Raw genomic sequence first — 26,552 nt, 5'->3', positions numbered from 1 at the left:
GTAAATTAGAGAATGAGTCAATTTGATAATTTGATAATATACAAAAACCCGATTAGTTTTAAACTAATCGGGTTTTTGTATATTCGGAATTAATGAGTTTAGGATATTTTCTAATTGACTCATTATCTAATTCTAATTCCTCCTGCTGCTTCCTGAATAAATTGAAATATAGTACAACAACGTTGCGACAGACCCAATTGCGGCTACAACATAAGTTCTTGCCGCCCATTTTAACGCATCTTTTGCACCAGCCTGTTCTTGCTGTGTTAACATACGCTTGTTTTCTAACCAAGCCAAAGCACGATTACTCGCATCGTATTCTACAGGCAAAGTAATGATCGAAAATAAAGTTGTTGCTGCAAAAATGATGATTCCGATTAATAATAGTTGCGGAAAAGTTCTAATCATTAAAATTCCCGCCAATAAAATCCACTGCATATAAGTTGATGCAACATTTACGATTGGCACCAATTTCGAGCGCATTGTAAGCCATTCGTACCCAATACTATGCTGAACAGCATGACCACATTCGTGTGCTGCAACTGCCGCTGCCGCAACACTTCGATTATTATATACTGCTTCGCTCAGATTGACCGTTTTATCACTTGGATTATAGTGATCTGTCAATTGTCCCGGAGTCGAAATAACACGAACATCACGAATACCGTTATCAGCCAACATTTTTTCGGCAATTTCGGCTCCGCTCATTCCGTTTTGCAAATGTAGATTTGAATATAATTCAAATTTACTCTTTAGCCTTGAACTCACTAACCAGCTAAACAGCATAATAATCCCCGCAAGAATTAAATATCCCATTCCCATATCTTTATATTTTTAATTGTTATTTGCTTTAAATAATCCGAAAGACGTTCAACATTATATCTTTATGACCTCATAGAGAAACAGCAATTTACGAACCATTTTCCTAAAATGTCAAAATGACACCCAATTTTAGATATTAATTAAGAGCTTAAGATAAAACTGTAAATAAAAAATTCTAAATCCCAATGTTTATGAGGCAAATTTAAATTTGAATATGATGAAATTTCCACCACGAATTTTTAAATTAATTCATGAATTCGTAGCGGAAAAATAAGCGCAAAAAAAATCCAAATCCCAACATACATTGGAATTTGGATTTTCTATAGAAATGTTAGACGCACTGCTGTGCGCCTCTACGATATACAAATGTATTAACCTACAAGATTAATAATCTTACCCGGAACAATAATCACTTTATTTGGTGTTTTACCATCTAATTGTTTTTGTGTTCTTTCGTCTTTCATGATGATTTCTTCGATTTGTGCTGCGGTTAAATCCAAAGGCAATTCGATTGTGAAACGCATTTTCCCGTTAAAAGAAACGGGATATTCTTTATTGGTCTCCACCAAATGTTTAGCTTCAAAAACCGGAAACAATTCGTTTGAAATTCCTTGATAATCTTTCAATTCTTCAATCTTTGAATCTTTTAATGCAAGCCATAATTCTTCAGCGATGTGCGGTGCGTAAGGCGAAACCAAAATAGCCAATGGTTCTAAGATTGCTCTTGAATGACAATTTTGAGTCGACAATTCGTTCACACAAATCATAAATTGAGAAACTGAAGTATTGAAAGAGAAACTCTCGATATCTTCGGCTACTTTTTTGATCGTTTTGTGTAATGATTTTAAGTTGTCTTTTGTTGGCTCGTCGTTATTTACAATTAAACCATTGTTTTCATCAAAATACAATCTCCATAATTTTTTCAAGAAACCAAAAACTCCTGAAATTCCAGCGGTATTCCAAGGTTTTGCCTGTTCTAATGGTCCTAAAAACATTTCGTACAAACGTAATGTATCAGCTCCATATTCAGCACAAATATCATCTGGGGTTACCACGTTGTAATATGACTTCGACATTTTTTCGACTTCACGACCAACAATGTATTTTCCGTTTTCATCAAAAATAAATTCGGCGCTGTTAAAATCTTCCCTCCATTTTTTAAACTTATTAATATCTAATTCATCAGAAGAGTTTACAAAATGAACATCAACGCGAAGTGGTTGTACTTTTTGAACTCCAATTTTATTCTTAGATACAAAAGTGTTTGTTCCTTCAAGCCTGTAAACATAAGCCGTAGTTCCCAAAATCATTCCCTGATTAATCAGTTTTTTGAATGGTTCTTCGGTTGGAGCAAAACCTTTGTCTTTTAAGAATTTGTTCCAAAAACGAGAATATAATAAGTGTCCGGTTGCGTGTTCGCTTCCTCCAATGTACAAATCGACACTTTCCCAATAAGCCAGCGCTTCTTTACTTGCAAATTCATTCTCATTATCAGCATCCATATAACGCATCCAATACCATGAACTTCCTGCCCAACCCGGCATTGTGTTCAATTCAAGAGGAAAAATAGTCACATTGTCAATCAACTGAGTACTAACAACTGAAGACTGAACGCTGTCCCAAGCCCAAACGGCTGCATTCCCTAACGGAGGCAAACCCTCTTCAGTTGGTAAATATTTCTCTACTTCAGGCAAGATAATTGGCAAATGTTGTGCATCGATCATCTTTGGCAAACCGTTTACATAATACACCGGAAAAGGCTCTCCCCAATAACGCTGACGAGAAAAAACAGCATCACGCAAACGGTAATTTGTTTTCCCTGTTCCTTGTCCTAATTGCTCTAATTCTCTAATCGCAACCTGAGAGGCTTCTTTATAATTTAATCCGTTTAAGAAATCCGAATTTGCAATTTCGACATTGTCCTTAGAACCGTAAGCCACTTCAGAAATATCTACATGAGCAAAAATGTTCTTGATTTCCGGCATTCCGTTTTGTCCTTTAAAGAAATTTGCAAACGCATAATCTCTTTCGTCCCCACAAGGAACCGCCATTACAGCACCTGTACCGTAACCTGCCAAAACATAATCGCCTATCCAGACCGGAATTGGCTCTTTTGTAAAAGGATGTTCTGCAAAAGCTCCTGTAAATACTCCCGAAATAGTTTTTACATCGGCCATACGCTCACGCTCTGAACGTTTTGCTGTTTTTTCGATATAAGCTTCAACTGCGGCTTTTTGTTCCGGCGTTGTAATCTCTGCCACCAAAGGATGTTCTGGCGCCAAAGTCATAAAAGTAACTCCGAAGATTGTATCAGGACGAGTGGTAAAAACTTCGATTACTTTATTATGATCTTTCATGTTAAAAGTCACCATCGCACCAACTGATTTCCCGATCCAGTTTCTTTGTGATTCTTTTATCGATTCGCTCCAGTCAATATCATTTAAGCCCTGAAGCAAACGCTCTGCATAAGCAGAAATTCGCATGCTCCATTGTGTCATTTTTTTACGAATTACAGGATATCCACCACGCTCAGAAACTCCGTTTACGATTTCGTCATTTGCCAAAACAGTTCCTAATCCCGGACACCAGTTTACTTCGGTTTCTGCCAAATACGTCATTCTGTATTGCAAAAGGATTTTTTCTTTTTGATCCTCAGAATACAAATTCCATTCTGCCGCGGTAAAAATTGCAACATTATCATCGCAAACTGCTTCTACCAAAACATTTCCTTCTTCTTCAAAAACAGTAACAAGTTGAGAAATATCAAAAGCTTTCCCTTCTTTCTTGCAGTACCACGAATTAAACAACTGGATAAAAATCCATTGTGTATGTTTATAATAATCAGGATTTGAAGTACGCACTTCACGACTCCAGTCAAATGAAAATCCTATTTTATCTAATTGTTTGCGATAACCCGCAATTTGTTTCCCTTCTTTATCTACACCACCGTCAATGTTTACGCGTGTTGTGTCTTCAGGACGTTGCCCTGTCTGAATCGCATATTGCTCTGCCGGCAATCCAAAACTATCGTATCCCATTGGGTGCAAAACATTGAAACCCTGATGCCTTTTGAAACGAGAATAAACATCTGAAGCAATATAACCCAGCGGATGTCCAACGTGTAATCCTGCTCCTGACGGATAAGGAAACATGTCTAAAACATAATGCTTTGGTTTTTCAGAATTATTTTTTGCAGCAAAAGTTTGGTTTTCAGCCCAATATTTTTGCCATTTTTCTTCGATTTCGTTCGGATTGTATTTCATTATTAAAGATTCAAAGGTTCAGAGTGACAAAGGTTCAAAGATTTATCACCGAATTAAGATGGCAAATTTACATTTATTACAGATTGTACCAAAGCTATTTCGCTGACAAACAAATAAAATAATACAATCGTTGTTTTAAATTAAGCAAAATCGCGTATTTTCGAATGTAAAACACCCTCTGACCCATGAAAACAAAAACCTGGATTCTCTCTCTTTTTATTGCATTTATGTGCAGCATGTGCAATTCTTCTAAAAAAGAAGATGTTGTTACTACAGAAAAAATCTCTAAAACCACCCAAGAACATAAGCATCCTGCCCTGACAGCTGCTGATAGTTTAAAATTAGTCAATCATCAAATTAAAATAAAGGGCGATGTTGAATTTCCGTTAGAATTGACAGTTGATTCTTTAAAAAAAATGAAGGTTGCTACAATTTCGAATTTCAAAATAATCGGTAAAGATGGCGCCATCAAAAAAGAGGTTAAAATCGCCAAAGGAATTCTACTTAAGGACATCTTAGAAAAAGCCAAAATCAAACAAAACGATCCTAAGGACCGCAACTTTTATATTGTAGCAAGAGCTTCAGACAATTATAAAGCAACTTTTTCTTGGGCAGAAATTTTTAATAATCCAACCGGAGAGAACACTTATGTTATTTTTGAAGAAGACGGAAAACCAGTTAAAAAAGGCGAAATGATCCTGATTTGCAAAAACGATATCAAAACCGGTCCACGCCACGTATATTGGTTAAAAAGTATTGAAGTTTACAAAGTCCAATAGCTTTTTTTAAGATACAAAGTTGCAAAGTGACAGCAGTTCAAAGCTACAAAGGGTTTTAATCTTGATTCTTTGAATATCTAATTGTACATTTATGGGATAAAAGTTCGTTATTAACTTTAAATAAAGAAATACTTTATTATTTTTACCACATAATTTAAGCAAACTATGAGTTCTAACTTTGATAAATTTCAAAAGCGCAGGTTAATTTCCTCTTATTTTTCGGTTGTACTAAGTGTATTTCTGGTTTTATTCCTTTTAGGAGTACTGGGATTATTCATTATCAATTCTAAAAAACTGGCAAACGACTTTAAAGAAAAAATCGCAATGACGGTTTTCTTTAAAAATGAAGCTAATGATAGTGTAATAAAAGCTTTTAATACGGAACTAAAAAGAGCTCCTTTCGCAAGATCTTATGTTTATGTTTCTAAAGAAAAAGCAGCAAAAGAACATACCGATATTATTGGTGAAGATTTCCTGACCTTTTTAGGAGAAAACCCATTATTGAATTCTTATGATATTCACTTAAAAGCTGATTATGTAGAAAGAGACAGTATCTCTAAAATCGAAAGTAGTTTGCGTCAAAACATCATGATCTCAGACATTGTTTATGACAAACAATTGGTAAATCTGGTAAATGACAATATCAAGAAAGTAAGTATGTGGATCTTGATTATTAGTGGTTTCCTTGCTGTAATTGCTGTTTTATTAATCAATAGCTCATTGCGTTTATCAATACACTCGAACCGTTTTATTATTAAAACAATGCAAATGGTGGGTGCAACAAAATCGTTTATCCGTAAACCTTTTGTAATGCGTAGTGTAAAATTAGGAATGCTTGGCGCAGGATTGGCAATTATTGCTTTGATTGGTGTTTTATTTTATGTAGAAACTAATTTCCCGGGGTTAGGAATTTTAGAAGACAAAGTTTTAATAGGTCTGGTATTGTTAGCCGTTTTTGGATTAGGAGTTTTGATCACCTGGGTAAGTACACACTTTGCGACACAACGTTTCCTGAATTTAAGAACAGATGATCTGTATTAATTTCAGATTGTTGATTTTAGATTTTAGATTAAAAATAAACTTATAATAGAGGGTGAGATTGCTTCGTTCCTCACAATGACAAGATGAAAAACAATACAAATAATACAGAACAACCGCAAAAACAAGAGTTCCTTTTTGACGGTATCAACTACAAAATTCTATTAATAGGAATTGGGGTTATCGCTTTAGGTTTTATCCTAATGTCTGGTGGAGGAAGTAATGATCCTAAAATCTTTAATGAAGATGTTTTTAATTTTAGACGTATTCGTTTAGCTCCAACAACTGTTTTAATTGGTTTTGGAATCACGATTTATTCTATTTTCAAAAAATCTAAATAGACTTTCTTTAGACTGCTTAGACAACTTAGATCTTTAGATTATTAGATTAATCTCTTTAAAAAAGTCTGACATCTAAGAAGTCTAATAATCTAACAATCTAAAATTAAATGAATACATTACAAGCTATCGTTCTTGCCATAATTGAAGGTATTACAGAATTTTTACCTGTTTCCTCAACTGGTCACATGATTATTGCCTCTTCTTTTTTTGGAATTGCACACGAAGATTTTACTAAACTTTTTACTATTGTTATTCAGCTTGGTGCTATACTTTCTGTAGTTGTTTTGTATTTCAAACGTTTCTTTCAAACACTTGATTTTTATTTTAAACTTTTGGTTGCTTTTATTCCGGCTGTAGTTCTGGGATTATTGTTAAGCGATTTTATCGATGGTTTATTAGAAAATCCGGTTACGGTTGCGGTTTCACTTTTAATAGGAGGAATTATTTTATTGAAAGTAGACGAATGGTTCAACAAACCTAATACTACCGAAACTTCGCAGGAAATCACCTACTTGCAGGCTTTCAAAATTGGATTGTTTCAATGTCTTGCCATGATTCCCGGAGTTTCAAGAAGTGGTGCCAGTATTGTGGGCGGAATGTCGCAAAAACTGAGCAGAACAACCGCTGCCGAATTCTCTTTCTTTTTGGCTGTACCAACAATGTTAGGTGCAACGGCAAAAAAATGCTACGATTATTATAAAGCCGGATTCGAATTATCGCACGATCAAATCAACTTTTTAGTTATTGGTAATATTGTTGCTTTTATTGTCGCTCTTTTGGCTATTAAAACTTTTATTGGCTTTTTGACTAAAAACGGCTTTAAAGTTTTTGGTTATTACCGAATAATTGCCGGAATCGTTTTATTACTGATTCATTTTTTTATTCATCCTCTTACTATACTATAATGACGCCTGAAGATTATTTAAACGGACAAATTTTATTGATAGACAAACCTTTAAAATGGAGTTCGTTTCAAGCTGTCAATAAATTAAAATACCTTTTGATCAATAAAGTCGGACTTCCAAAAAAGTTCAAAATTGGTCATGCCGGAACTTTAGATCCTTTGGCAACGGGGTTATTATTAATTTGTACCGGAAAATTTACCAAGAGAATTACGGAACTTCAAGGTCAGGCAAAAGAATATACTGGAACTTTTTATATAGGAGCCACTACTCCATCGTATGATCTGGAAACAGAAATTGACGAAACCTTTCCAACTTTGCATATCGACGAAACTTTGATTCATGAAACCGTAAAACAGTTTTTAGGTGAGATAGATCAAAAACCGCCTATTTTCTCGGCTATTAAAAAAGACGGCGTTCGTTTGTACGAACACGCACGTGCCGGAGAAACTATAGAAATTGAAAGCAGAAAGACAACTATTCATGAATTTGAAATTACCCGAATTGCTTTGCCTGAAATAGATTTCAGGGTAGTTTGCAGCAAAGGAACTTACATTCGCTCACTTGCTTATGATTTTGGAAAAGCAATGAATTCAGGATCACATTTAACTGTTTTACGCCGAACTAAAATTGGCGATTATGATGTAAAAAATGCTATTGATGTTACGCTGTTCGAGGAAAGTCTTGAGTTAGAATAAAGCATAAAAAAAAGCACATTACATAATTAAGATAATAGTAATGTGCCAACTCCTAAATCAAAGTAGTGCTATTTCATAACCGGTCTATTTTTTGGAGTTAATAATGAGGTATACTTTTACCTCCAAACAATGAACTTGAAACAAAATCGTAAAACCTTTCGAATAACTTTTTCATAATAGTGAATTTTTAAATTGTTAAATATTAAAGAGACACCAATAAAAAGAGTAAATCAGAAAGTAAATAATAGAAGTGGGATTCAGTTGGCAATTTACAAAAATATTTGAATTAAAAAAACTTTTTCCTACATTTTTTAATCACATTCTGTTTATATCCAACACATTAACCACAAAACCCCGGTTTTCGCCTTATTTTTCTACAGAAATTATAATCGGTTATATTTAATATTTTCGATTATTTGCATGAGTTCTTCCTGAATAGAAATTCCTTTGTTGCCTAAATACCACAATTGCAAATCGGTTTTGATTTTTTCATCCAGAACACCAAATTCTTTTTTATAATTGGCCAATAATTCAGTTGCTCCTTGTGGTCTTGGTCCCCAATCTGCCCGAACAATTCCGGCTTCTTTGCATATCACAATAACTTTGGGAATCGATTTTCCGCCGTTTGTCAGGTATTGGTTCATTAATTCTTCGTTTTCATCGCGTAAAACAATTCTAACATCAATCTTTTTATGAGATGCAGCAGCCATTTTATTAAGCACAGGAAGTATTTGCGCCGCATCACCACACCAGCCTTCAGAAATTACCAGCCATATATATCTTTCCTCCAGATTTTCTAATTTCGAAAGGATTTTATCTGATATAACAACTGTTTTATCCAATCGATTCATTCTCGCGTCATTCAGCTTACTGTAATTGGTTAAACTTTCAGATTGTTCGCTTCCGGTTGATTTTCCTTCTACTAACAAATCTGCAACTAACTTGCGATATTCATGATAGGTATGACTTTTAAACAAGGACTTGGCGATACTATTTTTCATGTTTTTTTATTTTTTGAATTGTATAAAATTACAAATTTCAGGAAGACTCAAAGAATGACTTTTATCACATTCAAAAAAATCCCGAAAAATCTTTATAAATTTAAAAATAAAAGAACTGGTATTTTTTTTAAAACATTATTTTTAAAAATCAGAATATGTCTATATTTGCACAAATTAACGCAACAACACATGAAATATAAAAGGATTCTTCTAAAACTAAGCGGTGAAGCCTTGATGGGTGATTTACAATACGGAATTGACCCTAAAAGATTAGCCGAATATGCTGAAGAAATTAAGCAAATTCACAGTAAAGGAGTAGAAATTGCTATTGTTATTGGAGGAGGAAATATTTTTAGAGGCGTTGCTGGTGCAAGTGCTGGTATGGATAGAGTACAGGGCGATTATATGGGAATGCTTGCTACGGTTATAAACGGAATGGCATTGCAAGGTGCTCTTGAAGACAAAGGAATGAAAACCCGTTTGCAAACTGCCTTAAAAATGGAATCTATTGCGGAACCTTATATTAAAAGAAGAGCAGATCGTCATCTTGAAAAAGGACGAATTGTAATTTTTGGTGCAGGAACCGGAAACCCTTATTTTACGACTGATACTGCTGCGGTTTTAAGAGGTATTGAAATAAATGCTGACGTAATTCTAAAAGGGACACGTGTGGATGGTGTTTACGATTCTGATCCTGAAAAAAATGCATCGGCTGTAAAATTTGATATGATTTCGTTTGAAGATGTTCTTAAAAAAGGATTGAACGTAATGGATACAACAGCTTTTACTTTAAGTCAGGAAAACAAATTACCAATCGTTGTTTTTGATATGAACAAAATTGGAAATTTATTAAAAATCTGTGAAGGCGAAAACATAGGAACAGTAGTAAATATATAGTCATCAGTAACAGTTTACAGTCGCAAATGCAGGCTTTAACTGAAAACTGAGAATGAAAACTGAAAACTTAAAAAATAATGACTGAAGAAATAGAATTTATATTAGATAGTACAGAAGAATCAATGAATGGTTCGATTGCGCATTTAGAGAAAGAATTTCTTAACATTCGTGCAGGAAAAGCTTCTCCGGCAATGCTAGGAAGCGTTTTTGTAGATTATTACGGATCAGCAACACCACTTTCGCAAGTGGCAAAAATTAGCGTTCCTGATGCAAGAACAATTACATTGCAACCTTTCGAAAAAAACATGTTACAAGTTATCGAAAAAGCAATTATGGTTGCCAACATTGGTTTTAACCCAATGAACAATGGTGATGTTATCATTATCAGCGTTCCGCCTTTGACAGAAGAGCGTCGTAGAGATTTAGCCAAACAAGCAAAATCTGAGGCCGAAGATGCAAAAATTGGTGTGCGTAACGTGCGTAAAGATGCGAATACAGATATTAAAAAATTAGAAAAAGAAGGAACCTCTGAAGACGTTTGTAAATCTGCTGAAGAACAAGTTCAGAATTTGACAAATACATATATCAGAAAAATTGATGAATTATTGGTTGCAAAAGAAGCCGAAATCATGAAGGTGTAATCCTGCAAAACACAAAATATAAATCCGTTTAGTTAAATTATTACTAGACGGATTTTTTTATTCTTATTTTTGCATACCAAAATCAAATACTTTTCGTTTTTTTTAACTATAATATTCTGTATGAAGCTATTTTGTTTATTGACTTTGTTTTTTACGCTTTCTATTCAAGCACAATTTCAAATAAACGGAATTGTAACAGACTCTAACAATGCTCCTCTCCCTTTTGCAACGATAACAACCTCGGACAATAGTAATACAATTACGGATGTTGACGGAAAATTTATTTTTAAACCTTCTGAAAAAGCAACTTCATTTTCAGTTTCCTATATTGGTTTTCAAACCAGAATTATCGCTATTACAGAAAAAAGATATTATCAGGTTTCGCTTTTTCAAAAAACCGATGACTTAAAAGAAGTTGTTGTTTCGAATGAAAATCCGGCGTTAACAATTATCAGAAAGGTAATTGCCAATAAAAACAAAAACAATCCGCAAAAAAAGCTCCATAGTTTCGAGTACAAAAGTTACAATAAACTTATCGTAACTGCCAATCCGGATTCTATCGACGGCAGGATTGATTCGACAGCGGCTTATAAAGATCTTGACAAAAAACGCATCAATATAGATTCATCTGATTATAAATTTAAGGAAATAATCAGCAAGCAACATTTGTTTCAAACCGAAAAAGTTTCGCAATATCAGTTTGGCAACAATAAACTCAAGGAAACTATTCTGGGTACAAAAATGGCAGGTTTTAAACAACCTATCTACGAAGTAATTGCTTTTAATCTACAATCGATTTCGATTTATGATCCCAAATATGAGCTGTTCGAAACTAAATATGAAAACCCGATTTCGAATACGGCTCCGGCAAGTTACAACTATAAAATATTAGATACTGTAAATATAAAAGGTCGCGAAACCTATATGATTTACTTTAAAAACAAACAAAAAAAGAAATCATCAGGACTAGAAGGTGTCTTGTATATCGATCAGGAAAATTTTGCCGTAGCCAAAGCTGTAATGCGCATAAAAGGTGTTCTGGATATTAGCGGAATTCACGAATTTGAATATGTCCCAAGCGAAAAAATATGGTTCCAGAGCAATACAACTTTTAAAATTGTAAAAGGAAAAAACGACGATGATATTAAAATCCTGGGCGGAACAATTCAGTTTGACGGAGACGTAGAAGACAACTTTGAACCGAGAAAAAAATCAGCTTCAGATTTTACCTATTTACTTTCAGAAAGTAACAACTTCGATATTCATTACAATACAAATACTCCAATAAAAGATCCGGCTCTATATATCGAAATAAAAGACGATGCGAGCAAGAAACCGGAAGAATTCTGGAATGAGTACAGAAAAGAAAGTTTAGACTTAAAAAGCCAGAAAACATATCAATTGATAGACAGTCTTTCGATCAAAAAAAGAATCGAAAATCGTTTAGGTTTTGGGCGAAAAATAATCAACGGGTACCTCCCGATTGGTCCTGTCGATCTGGATCTGAAAAAGATAATTAGCTACAACAACTACGAAGGTTTTCGATTGGGTCTTGGCGGAATCACGAACGATCGTTTCTCTAAAAACTTCAGAATCGAAGGATACTCTGCTTACGGAACAAAAGACGGAGAAGTAAAATATAGCATAGGATCCGGTGTTTTGCTCGACAAAAGCACGAATACCTGGGTCAACGGATATTATACAGATGATGTTCGGGAAATTGCAAGTACTGTTTTTGCAGTAGACAAACGTGTTTTTAAAATTTATGACCCACGCCCAATCAACATTAGTACTTTTTATAAATATGTAGGCTGGAAAGCCAATGTTCAGACCAAAATCATTCCTAAAACCGAAGCTGTTTTTGAATTGTCCAGAACGTTTGTCGAACCTCAATTTGATTATCTGTTTAATTACAACGGAAAATTATATTCGAGTTATGTTATGACAACCGCTATGGTTTCGATCGTTTGGGCGCCGTTTAGCAACTTTATGCAAACACCAACCGGAAGAACAGAATCTGATAAAAAATTTCCGAGATTTACTTTTCAATACACCCAATCATTGCCTAATGTTCTGGAAAATGATTTTAGTTTTGGTAAAATAGATTTTAAGACGGAGTATGAAAAGCAATATTTAAACGGGCAAAAAACAAGCGTATTATTACAAGGTGGTTATGCGATAGGCGATGTGCCAATTACCCATTTGTACAATACAATGCCCAATAACCTAACCAAAGAAACCGTTGTTCAGCGTATTACTTTTGCAGGAAGAAACAGTTTTGAAACCATGTACTTTAACGAATTTTTCTCCAGTCAATACATCTTTTTGCAACTCAAACATGGTTTTGACCGAATTAGAATTCTCAAAAAAGTTCGCCCTTCTTTGGTTTTAGTAACCAGAATGGCATGGGGACACATGGAGAACCCGGAGCAACATGTAGGACCGGAATATAAAACACTGGACAAAGGATATTTTGAATCCGGAATCGAATTAAACAAAATCTACAAAGGTTTTGGCCTTGGCGGTTTCTACCGTTATGGACCCAACCAATTATTAAAATTTGAAGATAATATTGCCGTTAAGATTTCTTATGTACTGGATTTAGGGCTTTAGGTTTTAAATTCCAATTATACGTATCTCGACACAAAAGAAAAAATCCGTGCAAATCTGCGTTTTCGCGTTAGCGAATCCGTATCATCCGCGTGCCATCTCGCAATCAAAAGATTAAAACAATCTAAAAAAAGCAAAACAAAAAAAATCCCAAATCCCAATCATAAAAATTGGAATTTGGAATTTTAAATATAGAAAATTAAATTTTCCTTATGGTTTCAGGATCAAAACCGAAGGGGTATTATTGAGCCATGTGCTTTGAGATTCGATTAGTTTTTTCCAACTGTCTAAACTAATAATCATTAAGTTCTGGCTTTCTAAAAACTCTTTTTTGATCGTTCTGTCGTGCATAATCATAATATGATTGGGTGCTATTTGTTCAATTGAGCGAATAGTTTCCTGAATATCTCTGGTGTTTTTTACTTCGCCACTCGCATCCAGAACCGTAATTTGAGATCCGTTATTGTTGATTAGTTTTTTGGCATATTCAATTAAAAAAGAATCTTCTTTACTGAATATAGGCATAAAAATCTGATTGACTTCTTCTAATTCTTTATCGATAAAGATCCCCACCGGCATTTTGCTTTTTGCAATAATATGACGTGTTCTTTCATCAAAAGGAGAATTTTCGAACAAGCCTTCTTTTCCGGTAAACTTATCGATCAAACGATCCGGATTTACGATTCGGGTTGTAAAACCAAGAATCTTGCCCAGTAGAGTTCCGTCAAAAATAGACTGTCCTAAACCTACTAACAATAAATCGTATTCGCCTTGATTTGCCGTGTCGATAATATCAGTATCGATATCATTGGTTACTTTAAAAACACTTACCATGTTTTGATTCAAACGCTCTGATTCTTCGATTACAGGGACTAACATTTTTCGCTCATGATCTTTGACATCAAATGAGTGTATCTCTGTACTTAATGATAAATGCATCGCTGTTACAATCGAATTATCACCTTGTTTTTTGACTAAACTATTAGCGATTTTCAATAACTTCTTTCCTCTTTCAGGAGTTGCAAACGAAAGTAAAATCTTGTATTTACTTTTATTTCCAATTTCCTGAGGAACGGCTGTAACTTTATCTTTAAATATAAAACCTATAAAATCCAGAGCCGGACCGGTCATGAAAGTCGTCACCAATGCCATAATAACCATCATGGTAAAAATTTCAGTAGAAAGAACCCCAAGATCGTAACCGATATTTAAAACCACCAACTCCATCAAACCACGGGTATTCATCAAGGCTCCGATGGCCAGACTATCTTTCCAGCTTTGTCCCACAAATTTGGCTGCAAGGGCACTTCCTAAAAATTTACCTGCTACAGCAACTGCAATAATTACAGCTGTTACTTTCCATAAATACGGATCGTTCAGTAAACCTATTTGTGTACGCAAACCAGTGAATACAAAGAATAACGGCAATAAAACGATGATCGCAACATCTTCGACTTTTTCGATAAAAATGTTTCTGAATTTATTATTTTCCGGCATAATTGCTCCGGCTAAGAAAGCCCCAAACAAAGCATGAATTCCAATTAATTCAGCAGCATAAGCAGAGAACAAAAGCGTAAGAAAGAAAATAGCAACAACAGGTTTATTGAGACTTTCGCGAGTAGAATTTAAATCTCCAACACGTTTCAGGAACGGACGCACTATTTTTAGCATGATAATAACATACAAAATAGCCAAACCTATTACATACAATGCACTGGTAAACGACCCTGCTTTTACAATCGCGATTACAACTGCCAGAATACACCATGCCGTAATATCATCTGCCGCAGCACAAGTTATGGCAATGGTTCCCAGTTTTGTTTTTTGCATGCCTCGCTCCTGCACGATTCTCGCCAATACCGGAAAAGCTGTAATACTCATCGCGATACCCATAAACAAACCAAACGATGCAAACTCAACTCCTACAGGGGCAAAAGTATGATAGATAAAATAGGCCAATGATAGCCCTAATGCAAAAGGAATTACGATACTGGCGTGGCTAATAACCACCGCATCATGTGCTTTATTTTTTAGAACTTTCAAGTCCAGTTCCATCCCAATTACAAACATAAAAAGGATCAATCCTATCTGACTTAAAAATTGCAAATTACCAAGGGATTCTTTTGGAAACAATGCAGCCGAAAATTCAGGAAAATACATCCCTACCAAAGAGGGCCCTAAGACAATCCCTGCAATCATCTCGCCAATCACAGATGGTTGCCCTATTTTTCTAAAAACCCATCCAAATAAACGGGCAACTAATATAATAGTTACGATTTGTGCCAATAAAATAGCCAGAGGATGTTTTAGATTATCGACCATCGAATTCAAAAAATCATTCCAATGATTGCTTACCATTTGTTTGTGTACGATTCCGCGACCTACTTCGAGTGCGGCACCTTTTGAAATTACCCAATATATCAGAGCTGTAAAACCGCCAATAACAGTAACGTAAAACAAGGAGTTTTTTATGTTATTCATAACTCGTTTTTTTTAATTTTAATGGTACAAATATCAGCACTGAAAATTAAGTGAAAAAGCAATTTTTACCCTAATTTCGAATGTATGTAACAAGTGGGAAAAACTTTGTAATAAGTTGCTTAATTTGGTAATAGACAACTGCCATTCTGAGCAAAGTCGAAGGTTTATAATGTAAAAAAGGGCTTCGACTTCGCTCAGCCTGACATATATTGAGCGTAATTTAAAAGTCATTTTCAACACATAGAAACATAGATATTACTTCTCGAAAAGAATGCAAAAAAGAAACACCTTTCTTATACATAGTATACTCTGTGTATTTAGATAAGTGAAACGCCTTTTTTTAATGTACAAAATCTATGTTTCTATGTGTTAAAACTTCTAAAGTTTTACCTTTTTTAAAAAGTCAGAACGATAGGTTTCGCTTAAAATTAAAGTGCTGTTTTTGTCATTTTTTTCTAAATGATGCAGTACAATTTCGTTATGGCTAAAAAATTTAATCGCTTTTACTGCCACAATTTCTTTCTTGTTGATACGGCAAAAATCGGCATCGGGCAATTCGTTTAATAATGTATCAAATTTTACATTTTTTAAATTCAGAAAACTTCCATCAGCCAACAAAACGGTTTTGTCGCGACTATCACTAACAGCGGTTTTGATGTATTGAATCTGATTAAAATACAATAGCGTTTTTCCTTTGTCTGTATTGAGCTGAATAAACTTTTTTGCGGCATCCGGTTTATGAAAACGTTCAAAAGCTTTTGAAATCGCTTTTTGCAAACGTTCCAGTTTTACCGGTTTGGTAATATAATCTACCGCATCAATATTAAAAGCATCGGCAGCATATTCTTTATAAGCGGTACAAAAAATAACCAATTTATTGTCCAGCATTTCTGCCAGGTGCAAACCGTCTATTCCGGGCATTTCGATATCCGAAATCAATAAATCAAAATCGAGGTTTGGGATATCAGTAAGAAGTTTCTCCGGATTATTATACGTCTTTACTATTTCGACTTCGGGAATTTGTTCGCAAAGCATTTTTAGGTACGTTAATCCCGGTAGCTCATCGTCCAGCAGCAAGCATTTCAGTTTTGTATTCAAGTAAATCTATTTTAAGATGAGCGATATAAATATCGTTTTCTACAAACTTATCGAGTTTGAAGTTATTTTTATAAATAATACGCAAACGGTGTTCTAATGTGGCGTGGCCAAAACCGCTACGTTCTTTTTTTAATACTTTTTTATCTGATATTTTGTTCGAAACGGTCATAAAAAAAGCATTGTCCCTAAACTCAAAAACAACCGAAATAAAAGCATCGGCACTTTGCAAATCGGCATGTTTAAAAGCATTTTCTATCAAATCAATCGAAATTAACGGCGCCAATAAAGGCTGATCGTATAATTTGTCTTCTTTGTTGATATTGGTTTTTATCTTGAGCTCAAAAAGCGGACTGATCTTAATTTTATTGATTTCGATTAAGTTTAAAGCAAAATCAATTTCCTCTTTTGCCGTGACAAATTTCTTTTTGCTTTCGTATAGAATATAATCTAAAACATTTGCCAGTTTGTCTAATGCAAAATAAGTTTGATACGCATGCGACTGAATTGAATTTAAAATATTCTTAAACAAATGCGGATTCAGTTTTGATTCTAATGTTTCTAACTGCAAATCGTTGACCTTCATCTCGAGTGCATAAAAGCTTTTTTCGGCATCATCTTTTGCTTTTTTAAATTGCATCAATTGATACATCAAAAAACAAATGATTACGATAAGCAATAAAAGAATCGCCAGAAATATAAAAGTGATAGTGTTGTCTTGCATTAATAATTATTTTATTTTAAGCTTCAAAGCGCCATTTATTGTTTTAGTAATATTTCTGAGATTTTCTCTAACTTCCTTATAATTTTGCCTTTCCAAGAAACTATATGTAAGGAAATTTAGTTCTTTTTTTGCTTGATCTAGACTCAATTCAAAATTTTTACCTCTTTTCTTTTTATCATTCCGTTCATTCTCAATTAATACATAATCATCTTTTAATTTTTGAACATCTAATCCAAATATACTACATCGATGCGATCCATCATTTCTTATTTCCCGAAGCATTGTTATGTGTTTGTTGTAATATACCTTTTTATCAAAAAAGAATTCTTTTTCATAAAGATATACGAGTACGTTTATATCAAGATTTCTAATTGTTTTAATCTCTTCTTGCGCTTTTTCTAAAGTTTTATATCTTTTTTTAAAACGTGCATTGTTTATTAAAAGCTCATTTAAAAGTTCGTCATGCTCAAACTTTTTCCAGTAGAAATAGTTCATTAAATTCTCAATTTGATGAAATGCAGAAGTGCAAAATGAAATAAATTTGTCTTCAGACATATCAATATCAAAAAAGATCTTTTCCATTGTCTTATTATCTTTTTCCAATCGAACTTTTACTTTTTCATTATCAATAAAACTATAGTCAATCAAATTATTTAAAAAAGAAAATTTTAATCTTAATCTCTTTACAGTTTGATCATCATCTCCTCGAATTAATTTTAAAAATGATAAATGACCAAGCAAGACTGATCTAAAGTCATAATTTAATTTGTTAGGAGGTTGATGTTTTTTAAATGTTTCTTCCGCAGACCTCAATCCTCCTTTTTCCCAATTATTAAGCATTGCACGGACCTTTTGCAAATATTCTCTCTTGATATTTACTTTTTCATTAACAACTAATCCTGTAACTTCTTGACTTTCTCTTGAAGTGCGCAACCTAGTTTTTTCATCATTTATTCTAAAATTTTCATCTTCAACAATATTTTTAATTGATTTTACAAATGACTCATCTAAAATATTTCTGTTTGTAGAAAAACTCAAATCATCTGCATATCGTGAATATTTAATTCTATGTGTTAGGCAAAATTTAGAAATTTTTCTATCTAATTTTTGAGTAACAATGTTCGATAATAAAGGACTCAACGGAGAACCTTGAGGTAAATAATTTTTGTAAGTTCCAAGATTGGCGATTATGAAAGCTATTTTTTCTCGTTCATCGATCAAATTAAAAGGAGACAGTCCTAAAACAACTTTCACTCTTCTAAAATTTATTGATGGAAAAAAATCTTCAATATCCACATTTAAAACAAATTTTTTATTTGTGTGTGGAATAGCGTTTCTTTTAATATCTCTCCCAAGTAAAAACCCATTAGAACAATAATGCGATTGAGATTCAAAAATAATCTGAAGCAAAATATTAATTAAGCTTTGAACTCTTTTTAATAATTTATCAGGTGAATTTATTTGTCTGAGTTTACCACTTTTCTTTAAAATAGCAAATTCTGTATATCTACTGTCTTTTGATTTTGATAAATAATAAAGATGGGAAAAAGTTAGTTCAAAAATCTCTTCAGTAGAAGTTGAAATCTGACTTTCGATATAATTTAAAAGAGACACGAACTCTCGAACATTTCGAATTCTTTCAAATCTCACTTTAATTTCCGACTTAAATAAGTCATTTAAAAAGACACCAGCCATATTCTCTTGTGTAGGGTATAAGGATTTAAACCATCATAAGTTAAAAGCAATAGAGCAATAAAGCAATAATAGCATTATAGTAAAACAGCAATTAAGAAAATAGTCATATTAAGTAAATTAATAATAACTTGAATATAAAATATAAATTTGAAGGTAATTTGTATAAACAACCTTTCATCTATTTCCTAACATTAGTATTGACATCTCGATATCGAAATGCATGATCAATTTGCTGGTGTCTTAATTTTTTAATACTTCTAAAAAGCTAAAGTATTATTTTTTATCTACAAGCGAGAAAGATTGATAATCTTATTATAACTTTAATTACTAGAAACAAACTTCAGCCCAATGATCGAAGCAATTAAAGTCGACAGAAAAAATATTCTCCAGAATGTTGCGGGTTCTTTAAAAACCAAAATCCCAACTAAAACAGTTCCTACGGCTCCAATCCCTGTCCAAACGGCATAAGCGGTTCCTATGGGTAGAACCTGAGTGGCTTTATACAACAATAACATACTGATCGAAAGACAAACAAAAAAACCAACCATCCAATAGGTCGAAATCATTCCTGTGGTTTCTTTGGCTTTGCCCAGACAAGAGGCAAAACCTACTTCAAAAAGTCCTGCTATGATTAATAAAATCCAGTTCATATTCTTTTCATTTTTAAATTAAGTACAAATATGAGAAAAGCTGACGTAGAATCGTACAAAACATTCAAATTTTACAAAATAACACCATATCGATTATGTTAACAAACAGTAAAAACGAACTGATTATTTATGATTTAGAGCACTTTTCACTACATTTGCATCCATTTTAAAGAATTTATGAAAAACGCTGTACAAGTTGGATTCTGGGAAAAACTAGCCCGAATCATACTTAAGAACCGAATTATAATACTAGTAATCCTATCTGCTTTAACGATTTTCCTTGGTTATCAATGGAAAAACCTTTCTATGACATATACTGAAGCGAACTTGCTTCCTAAAAATCATATCGTAAACAGACAGTATCAACAGTTTTTAGACAAATTTGGCGAAGAAGGAAATCTAGTCGTAATTGGGTTTCAGGATCCGAAATTTTTTACTCCTAAAAACTACGCGGCCTGGAATGAATTAATGACAGGTTTAAAAAATTCTAAAGAAGTAGATTTGGTCGTTTCCTTAAACGATTTAAAGAAATTAGAAAAAGATACGGTTAACGAAAAATTTGTTCTGACTCCGTTTATCGACCAACAAAAAGCACTTGATCCTGAATATCTAAAAAAGGTACAATATGATTTGTTTCACAATTTGCCTTTTTACGAAGGATTATTGTTTAACAAACAAAGTGGTAGTATCCGTTCTGCAATTTATATTAATAAAGCGCTTGTAAATACGCCGGAAAGAAAGACTTTTATTCTTGAAAATCTGGTTCCGAAAATCGATAAATTCGAAAAAACTACGGGAGTTGATTTAAAAGTTTCCGGAATGCCATACATCAGAACGATTAATGCTGATAATATGAAAGGCGAAATTGGGCTATTTATTGGTGCAGCTTTATTCACTGTTTCCCTGATTTTCTTTTTCTTTTTCCGTTCGTTTAGAGCTACTTTTATTTCTATTTGTATTTTAATCATTGGTGTAATCTGGTCTTTCGGGACACTTGGATTATTTCATTATAAAATCACGATTCTAACGGCTATTATTCCGCCATTAATTATCGTAATTGGTATCACGAATTGTATTTTCCTGATCAATAAATACCAGCAGGAAATTAAACTGCACAACAATCAGGCAAAGGCTTTGCAACGTATTATTTCAAAAATTGGAGTTTCGACTTTAATGACGAATTTAACGACAGCAATAGGTTTTGCAACGTTTATGATTACCGGAAATGATTTGCTTTTTGAGTTTGGTCTGGTAACCTCGATCAACGTGATTTCGGTTTATCTGCTAACGCTTTTAATTGTACCAATTGTATATAGTTTTATGGAAATTCCGGGCGAAAGACATTTGTATCACTTAAACAAAACCTACATTTCGACTTTATTGAATTTTGTAGAAAATGTGGTAAAAAACAAACGAAAAGTAATTTATACAATCTATGGTTTGCTTTTGGTTTTGAGTGTTATTGGAGTTTCGCAAATGAAAGTTTCCGGAAGTCTGATTGGAGAAATGCCCAAAAGCGCTTCCTTTTATAAAGACATTTTATTTTACGAAAAAGAATTCAACGGCGTTATGCCGCTGGAAATAATGATTAACACCAAACATAAAAAAGGGGTTATGAAATTATCGACCATGCGCAAAATGGATGAATTGCAAAATACAATTGCAGAACTTCCTGAATTATCAAAACCGGTTTCTGTAGTAAATCTGGTTAAATATTCGAAACAGGCATTCTATAACGGAAATCCGGAATATTACCAATTACCAACGTCGCAGGAACAGACGTTTATTTTATCGTATGCCAAGAATGCAACGAAAAACACCAAAGACAATTTAATGAAATCGTATGTAGATTCGACTGGACAATATGCCCGAATTACGACTTTCATGAAAGATATTGGAACTCAGGAAATGGCTAGAGTAGAGAAAAAATTACGCTCAAAAATTGCTGAAATTTTTCCTGCAGACCGCTACGAAGTTACATTGACCGGAAAAGCGTTGGTATTCCAGAAAGGAACATCCTATCTGGTAGACAACTTAATCGAATCGTTGATTTTTGCAATTCTGGTAATCGCGGGATTAATGCTGTATTTGTTCCGATCTTTTAAAATGGTTATGGCATCGGTAATTACGAATATTCTACCACTTTGCATTACATCCGGATTAATGGGATACTTCGGGATTCCGCTAAAGCCTTCAACTATTTTGGTTTTTAGTATTGCATTTGGAATCTCGGTAGACAATGCGATTCAGTTTATGGCGAAGTACAAACATGATTTGATTCAGAGCAACGGAAAGGTCAAAAGATCTGTTTTTAGTGCTTTGAGAGAAACGGGAATCAGTACTTTTTACACTTCGGTGGTTTTAATTTTAGGTTTTGCGACTTTCACACTTTCAAGCTTTAGCGGAACAATCGCCCTTGGCGGATTAATTTCTTGTACACTGGCATTTGCGATGTTTGCAAATCTATTGGTTCTACCTGCCTTAGTTTTGACTTTTGAAAAGAAAAAAGCGAAGAAAGAGGATTTGGAGAATTTGGAAGGGTAAAAGTTTTTTTTGCCACAAATTGCACGAATTAAATAATGATGGGAAAAATAGAAATTTATTCTAGTAAGAAGAAGTCTTTCTTGTTATTAATTGCATCGCTTCTTTTTGTTATTGGAGGAATCTGGATGTTTATTGATGCTGAAAATTTAGCAAGTTATAGAGAAAGAAGCCCAATTTTTTTAAAAGGAATCGGAATTATTTCAGTCTTGATTTTTGGATTCGCAATTTATGTTTCGATAAAACAATTAGTAAAAAATCAATTGCTTCTCGTTGTTGATAAAAAAGGAGTTAATATTAATCCTAGAAAATCAGCATCTGAAAGTATTAAATGGGAGAATATAGATGGATTTTCTGAACTAAAAATACAAAGTCAAAAACTCGTAATCATTCAGGTAAATAATTCTGATTATTGGATTGAAAACGAAAAAAATCAAATACGAAAAAAATTAATGAAATTTAATTTCAATAATTATGGTTCTCCTTTTAATCTTTCAGCAAATTCGATGCAGATAAATCATGTTGAGCTTATAAAAGTATTAAGTGAGAACCTCGAGAAACACAAATATTTGACATAAAGAAAGATTTCCATAAAGTATGTCATTCCGAGCAACGAGGAATCTCCGTAAGTAACTCGACAAAGTATTTTATCAACTTTACGGAATTGTTTTGTGGAAATTCCTCGTTCCTCGGAATGGCGCGAAAGGAGAAAAATAGCGAATTAATTAGAAAACAGAATGAAGTCAAAGCTTGATGCAACTGAATTTAGAAATAAGATTAAAAGCAACACAGTAATTGGAAATCCAAAACTTAAATTTTTTAGTCCATTTTGGTTATTCAAAATATTTGAGGGGTTTTCAAAACCTTTTTATGGAAATTTTGACGATTCAACATTTCGTTTAACAATAAATTCGACTGTATCACCAACCTTTTATACCATCATAGGCAAGTACAAAACAACAAACAGAACATTAAATATTAGCTATAGTATTGAACCAACCCATAAATTTTCAAGTATTTGGACAAAGTATTTTCCAGTTGTTGCATTTTTGCTGGTAAATTCAGTAATGATTAGCAACGGAACCCCAGCAGAAGTTTATATCGTTTTTAATTTATTCCTTGTCCTTATCATGTTTTTGTCCAAACGAGGTCCCAAAAAAGAAAGGAAAAATTTAGAACGGAAATTCAACGAAATATTCGAAATAATTTAATCAAAAAATTATTAATTTATCTAAATAAACCATTGTAAAACACTTTATGAAGAACATATTTATTTATTTCGTTTTACTATATTCTTTTACCTTTTTTGGTCAAACTAAAATTGATGAAAACATTTCAATAACTTTTCCCAACAAACCAGAAATCTTTGAAATAAATCAGCAAAATGCGAAGGTAAAAGCATGTTATGTAAATTCAAAAGAAGATTCTTTTATTGCAATGAAAGTAAGTATTATACCTAATGATACTTTAAGTGAAGAAAAACCGAAGAACCTAAATGAATTAAAAAGAAGTTACGAGGTTAAAATAGCCGACCAAGTTAAAAACATGGCAAAAAAAGGCCTATTTCTTAAAGATTCATCTCAAATAAAAATCAATACTTTCTTGGCTTACAAATTAAATTTTAAAGGAAAAGATTCTGACGAAGAAATTGGAGAGAGCCAAATTTTATTTTTAAATGGCATTACTTATGTTTTTATTTACTCGAAAGTTGATACGTATAGTAAACTAAAAAAAGAACTATTTTTCAAATCTATAAAAATTAATAGTCCTGAAAATTTAACCCAAATTAGTGAGTCATTTAATTATTATACTGCTACTCTATCGATTCTAGGTTCTATTATTTTTCTTTATTTCATAAATAAATTTCGAAAAAACGAGAAAAAACGAAATCTAATACGATAAGAAAATTGCTGAGTTTTACAGTTATTAATCTTGGCAAAATAAATGTTTTCTCAAGTTTATCCTTTCATCTCATTTGCTAGATCAAGCCTTGCATCTTATTATTAGCGCGATTGCTTCGTTCCTCGCAATTACAATAATTGCCTGTTATAAAAACGATTGCCCTAGCCCCGATAGCAGCGATATCCTTTTTATTGCTGCTTTAGCAATAAAAAGATATAGCGGATAGCGGGAAACAGCTTCTAATTTTAATTATTATCGTTTATATTTGCAATTGTTACACAACAAATAATTTAATTTCAATATTATATATAAAATGAAACACACAAAAGTTAAAGACTTATTAAACAGTACTACGACGCTTCAGGAAGTTAATGCAAAAGGATGGGTGAGAACTTTTAGAAATAATCAGTTTATCGCTCTTAATGACGGTTCTACCATTAATAATATACAATGTGTTGTTGATTTTGAAAATACACCTGACGAAACTTTAAAAAGAATCACTACCGGTGCTGCAATTTCTGTAACAGGAACTTTGATCGAAAGCAAAGGTGCAGGTCAGAAATATGAAATTCAGGTAAACAAATTGGAGATTTTAGGAGATTCTGATGCAGAAAAATTCCCGATACAGCCAAAAAACAAGCCTAGTTTAGATTTCTTGCGTGAAAATGCGCATTTGCGTGTTCGTACGAATATGTTTGGTGCTATTATGCGTGTGCGTTCGGTATTGTCATTTGCGGTTCACAACTATTTTCAACAAAAAGGTTTTGTTTATGTAAATACACCAATTATTACAGGTTCTGATGCCGAAGGTGCAGGAGAAATGTTTAAAGTTACGGCTTTACCTTTTGACAATACGCCAAGAACTGAAGATGGAAAAGTAAACTATAAAGAAGATTTTTTCGAAAAAGAAACAAACTTAACGGTTTCGGGACAATTAGAAGGGGAAACGTATGCCATGGCCTTGGGTCAGATTTATACTTTTGGACCAACGTTTAGAGCAGAAAACTCTAATACTTCCCGTCACCTGGCAGAATTTTGGATGATCGAGCCGGAAGTTGCTTTCAATGATCTTGACGACAACATGGACCTTGCCGAAGATTTTATTCAGTACGTAATAAAATATGCTTTAGACAATTGTCAGGATGATTTAAAATTTCTGGAAGGCAGACTTCTTGAAGAAGAAAAATCAAAACCTCAGGCAGAAAGAAGCGAAATGGCTTTGTTAGAGAAATTGAACTTTGTATTGGAGAATAACTTTAAACGTGTTTCTTATACAGAAGCTATTGACATTTTGAGAGATTCGACTCCTAATAAAAAGAAAAAATTTCAATATATCATCAACGAATGGGGAGCTGATTTACAGTCAGAACACGAGCGTTACTTGGTCGAAAAACACTTTAAATGTCCGGTAATCTTGTTTGATTACCCAGCAAATATTAAAGCGTTTTACATGCGTTTGAATGACAACACGGAGCCTGGAAGAGAAACGGTTCGTGCAATGGATATCCTTTTCCCTGGAATTGGAGAAATCGTTGGTGGTTCTGAAAGAGAAGAGCGTTACGACGTTTTGATCGAAAAAATGAAAGCTTTAGAAATCGATGAAGAAGAATTATCATGGTATTTAGATACCAGAAGATTTGGATCTGCAACTCACGCCGGTTTCGGACTTGGATTTGAGCGCCTTGTATTGTTTGTAACCGGAATGACAAACATCAGAGACGTAATTCCTTTCCCGAGAACTCCTGGAAATGCAGAGTTCTAAGAAATAATATTTTGCCACGAAGGCGCGAAGACACTAAGTTTTTTTCTTAGTATCGTTGCGTGTAAACAAAGATTGCCACGAAGGCAAAAAGACGCAAATTTTTTTACAAATTTTGCTAATTAAAAAATAAAAATACCACGAAGACACTAAGAAAGTCGATCACGTATTTTTATTTTTAAAGATTTTAGTCTTTAATAAAAATTAACTTCGAGCCTTTGTGCCTCCGTGGCAAAAACAAAATATTATGCTCTCTGAAAGAACAGAAGAAATTGGAAAAATAATTGTACACTCAGCATTTAAGGTTCACAAACAACTTGGACCCGGGTTACTAGAAAGAGTTTATGAAGTTTGTTTAGCTTACGAAATTGAAAAAGCTGGTCTTAATGTGAAACGGCAAGTTGATATTCCGATCGTTTATGACGGAATTGAATTTAACGAAGGATTAAGATTAGATTTATTAATTGAAGATTCTATTATCATAGAAATAAAAGCGGTTGAACAAATAAATCCAGTTTGGGAAGCACAAATTATAAGTCATTTAAGACTACTGAATAAGGATTTAGGATATCTAATTAATTTTAACGTCCCATTGATCAAAAGCGGGATTAAACGATTTATACATACAAAAAAGAGTATTTTAGAAAATCAAATTAAAGCCTTTAAGGCAAATAAAAAATAAAAAACTTTGCGCCTTCGCGTCTTAGTGGCTA

22 protein-coding genes are annotated in these 26,552 nt (G+C 33.4%); 14 read left to right on the top strand and 8 right to left on the bottom strand.

Annotated elements, in window-relative coordinates; genetic code table 11:
- Positions 1–132: 132 nt before the first annotated feature.
- On the bottom strand, positions 133–822 hold the full coding sequence (locus tag B0A64_RS08040) for a zinc metallopeptidase (protein WP_089479002.1): 690 nt from the start codon (positions 820–822) through the stop codon (positions 133–135).
- Between the two features lie 371 nt (positions 823–1,193).
- Positions 1,194–4,085 carry a leucine--tRNA ligase gene (leuS, locus tag B0A64_RS08035; protein ID WP_089479001.1) on the bottom strand — a complete coding sequence of 964 codons (2,892 nt, stop codon included), beginning with the start codon at positions 4,083–4,085 and terminating at the stop codon, positions 1,194–1,196.
- A 185-nt stretch (positions 4,086–4,270) separates the two neighbouring features.
- Between leuS and B0A64_RS08030 the strand changes: the two genes are divergently transcribed.
- From B0A64_RS08030 to truB, 5 genes are all read left to right on the top strand, one after another.
- The gene (locus B0A64_RS08030) at positions 4,271–4,864 is read left to right on the top strand and encodes a molybdopterin-dependent oxidoreductase (RefSeq protein ID WP_089479000.1); all 594 of its coding nucleotides are present in this window, start codon (positions 4,271–4,273) and stop codon (positions 4,862–4,864) included.
- A 165-nt stretch (positions 4,865–5,029) separates the two neighbouring features.
- Positions 5,030–5,905, top strand: coding sequence for a cell division protein FtsX (locus B0A64_RS08025; RefSeq protein ID WP_089478999.1), 876 nt, complete (start codon positions 5,030–5,032; stop codon positions 5,903–5,905).
- Between the two features lie 83 nt (positions 5,906–5,988).
- Complete coding sequence (locus B0A64_RS08020) at positions 5,989–6,243, top strand: DUF3098 domain-containing protein (protein ID WP_089478998.1); 255 nt, start codon at positions 5,989–5,991, stop codon at positions 6,241–6,243.
- Between the two features lie 107 nt (positions 6,244–6,350).
- Positions 6,351–7,148, top strand: a complete 798-nt coding sequence (locus B0A64_RS08015) for an undecaprenyl-diphosphate phosphatase (RefSeq protein WP_089478997.1) — start codon at positions 6,351–6,353, stop codon at positions 7,146–7,148.
- Positions 7,148–7,843, top strand: a complete 696-nt coding sequence (gene truB, locus B0A64_RS08010) for a tRNA pseudouridine(55) synthase TruB (RefSeq protein WP_089478996.1) — start codon at positions 7,148–7,150, stop codon at positions 7,841–7,843. The genes B0A64_RS08015 and truB overlap by 1 nt, the downstream gene beginning before the upstream one ends.
- Positions 7,844–8,226: 383 nt before the next feature.
- Here the strand turns inward: truB and B0A64_RS08005 are convergent, their stop codons facing one another.
- Complete coding sequence (locus B0A64_RS08005; RefSeq protein ID WP_089478995.1) at positions 8,227–8,844, bottom strand: thioredoxin family protein; 618 nt, start codon at positions 8,842–8,844, stop codon at positions 8,227–8,229.
- Positions 8,845–9,033: 189 nt separating this feature from the next.
- On the opposite strand from B0A64_RS08005, the gene pyrH reads away from it, so the two are divergent.
- The 3 genes from pyrH (at position 9,034) to B0A64_RS07990 (ending at position 12,995) form a co-directional block, all read left to right on the top strand.
- Complete coding sequence (pyrH, locus tag B0A64_RS08000) at positions 9,034–9,741, top strand: UMP kinase (protein WP_089479003.1); 708 nt, start codon at positions 9,034–9,036, stop codon at positions 9,739–9,741.
- A 77-nt stretch (positions 9,742–9,818) separates the two neighbouring features.
- Positions 9,819–10,382 carry a ribosome recycling factor gene (gene frr, locus B0A64_RS07995; RefSeq protein ID WP_089478994.1) on the top strand — a complete coding sequence of 188 codons (564 nt, stop codon included), beginning with the start codon at positions 9,819–9,821 and terminating at the stop codon, positions 10,380–10,382.
- A gap of 120 nt (positions 10,383–10,502) precedes the next feature.
- Positions 10,503–12,995, top strand: a complete 2,493-nt coding sequence (locus B0A64_RS07990) for a DUF5686 family protein (RefSeq protein WP_089478993.1) — start codon at positions 10,503–10,505, stop codon at positions 12,993–12,995.
- 207 nt (positions 12,996–13,202) lie between these two features.
- On the opposite strand, the gene B0A64_RS07985 is transcribed toward B0A64_RS07990, so the two are convergent.
- From B0A64_RS07985 to B0A64_RS07965, 5 genes are all read right to left on the bottom strand, one after another.
- On the bottom strand, positions 13,203–15,473 hold the full coding sequence (locus tag B0A64_RS07985; RefSeq protein WP_089478992.1) for a cation:proton antiporter: 2,271 nt from the start codon (positions 15,471–15,473) through the stop codon (positions 13,203–13,205).
- A 378-nt stretch (positions 15,474–15,851) separates the two neighbouring features.
- Entirely contained in the window at positions 15,852–16,571 is a 720-nt protein-coding gene (locus tag B0A64_RS07980) for a LytR/AlgR family response regulator transcription factor (protein ID WP_089478991.1), read from the bottom strand.
- Positions 16,534–17,292: a sensor histidine kinase gene (locus tag B0A64_RS07975; protein WP_055093779.1), complete on the bottom strand. Its 759-nt coding sequence runs from the start codon at positions 17,290–17,292 to the stop codon at positions 16,534–16,536. Before B0A64_RS07975 ends, B0A64_RS07980 begins: the two co-directional genes overlap by 38 nt.
- Positions 17,293–17,298: 6 nt before the next feature.
- The gene (locus tag B0A64_RS07970; RefSeq protein ID WP_089478990.1) at positions 17,299–18,987 is read right to left on the bottom strand and encodes a reverse transcriptase domain-containing protein; all 1,689 of its coding nucleotides are present in this window, start codon (positions 18,985–18,987) and stop codon (positions 17,299–17,301) included.
- A gap of 320 nt (positions 18,988–19,307) precedes the next feature.
- The gene (locus tag B0A64_RS07965) at positions 19,308–19,637 is read right to left on the bottom strand and encodes a DMT family transporter (protein ID WP_089478989.1); all 330 of its coding nucleotides are present in this window, start codon (positions 19,635–19,637) and stop codon (positions 19,308–19,310) included.
- Positions 19,638–19,814: 177 nt separating this feature from the next.
- Between B0A64_RS07965 and B0A64_RS07960 the strand changes: the two genes are divergently transcribed.
- The 6 genes from B0A64_RS07960 to B0A64_RS07935 all read left to right on the top strand — a co-directional run bounded on the left by B0A64_RS07960 (position 19,815) and on the right by B0A64_RS07935 (position 26,521).
- A complete protein-coding gene (locus B0A64_RS07960; protein ID WP_089478988.1) occupies positions 19,815–22,181 on the top strand; it encodes an efflux RND transporter permease subunit in 2,367 nt (788 codons plus the stop codon).
- A 35-nt stretch (positions 22,182–22,216) separates the two neighbouring features.
- Complete coding sequence (locus tag B0A64_RS07955; RefSeq protein WP_244285373.1) at positions 22,217–22,756, top strand: STM3941 family protein; 540 nt, start codon at positions 22,217–22,219, stop codon at positions 22,754–22,756.
- Between the two features lie 159 nt (positions 22,757–22,915).
- Positions 22,916–23,389 (top strand): hypothetical protein, encoded by a 474-nt coding sequence (locus B0A64_RS07950; RefSeq protein WP_089478986.1) that lies wholly within the window; start codon positions 22,916–22,918, stop codon positions 23,387–23,389.
- A 46-nt stretch (positions 23,390–23,435) separates the two neighbouring features.
- Positions 23,436–24,080, top strand: a complete 645-nt coding sequence (locus tag B0A64_RS07945) for a hypothetical protein (RefSeq protein ID WP_089478985.1) — start codon at positions 23,436–23,438, stop codon at positions 24,078–24,080.
- Between the two features lie 313 nt (positions 24,081–24,393).
- A complete protein-coding gene (asnS, locus tag B0A64_RS07940) occupies positions 24,394–25,842 on the top strand; it encodes an asparagine--tRNA ligase (RefSeq protein WP_089478984.1) in 1,449 nt (482 codons plus the stop codon).
- 244 nt (positions 25,843–26,086) lie between these two features.
- A complete protein-coding gene (locus tag B0A64_RS07935) occupies positions 26,087–26,521 on the top strand; it encodes a GxxExxY protein (RefSeq protein WP_089478983.1) in 435 nt (144 codons plus the stop codon).
- The last annotated feature ends 31 nt before the right edge of the window (positions 26,522–26,552 follow it).

Origin of the sequence: Flavobacterium araucananum (assembly GCF_002222055.1) — a bacterium.
Taxonomy (GTDB): domain Bacteria; phylum Bacteroidota; class Bacteroidia; order Flavobacteriales; family Flavobacteriaceae; genus Flavobacterium; species Flavobacterium araucananum.
The sequence above is the reverse complement of the archived record's forward strand: the minus strand, read 5'-3'. Positions and strand labels throughout refer to the sequence as shown.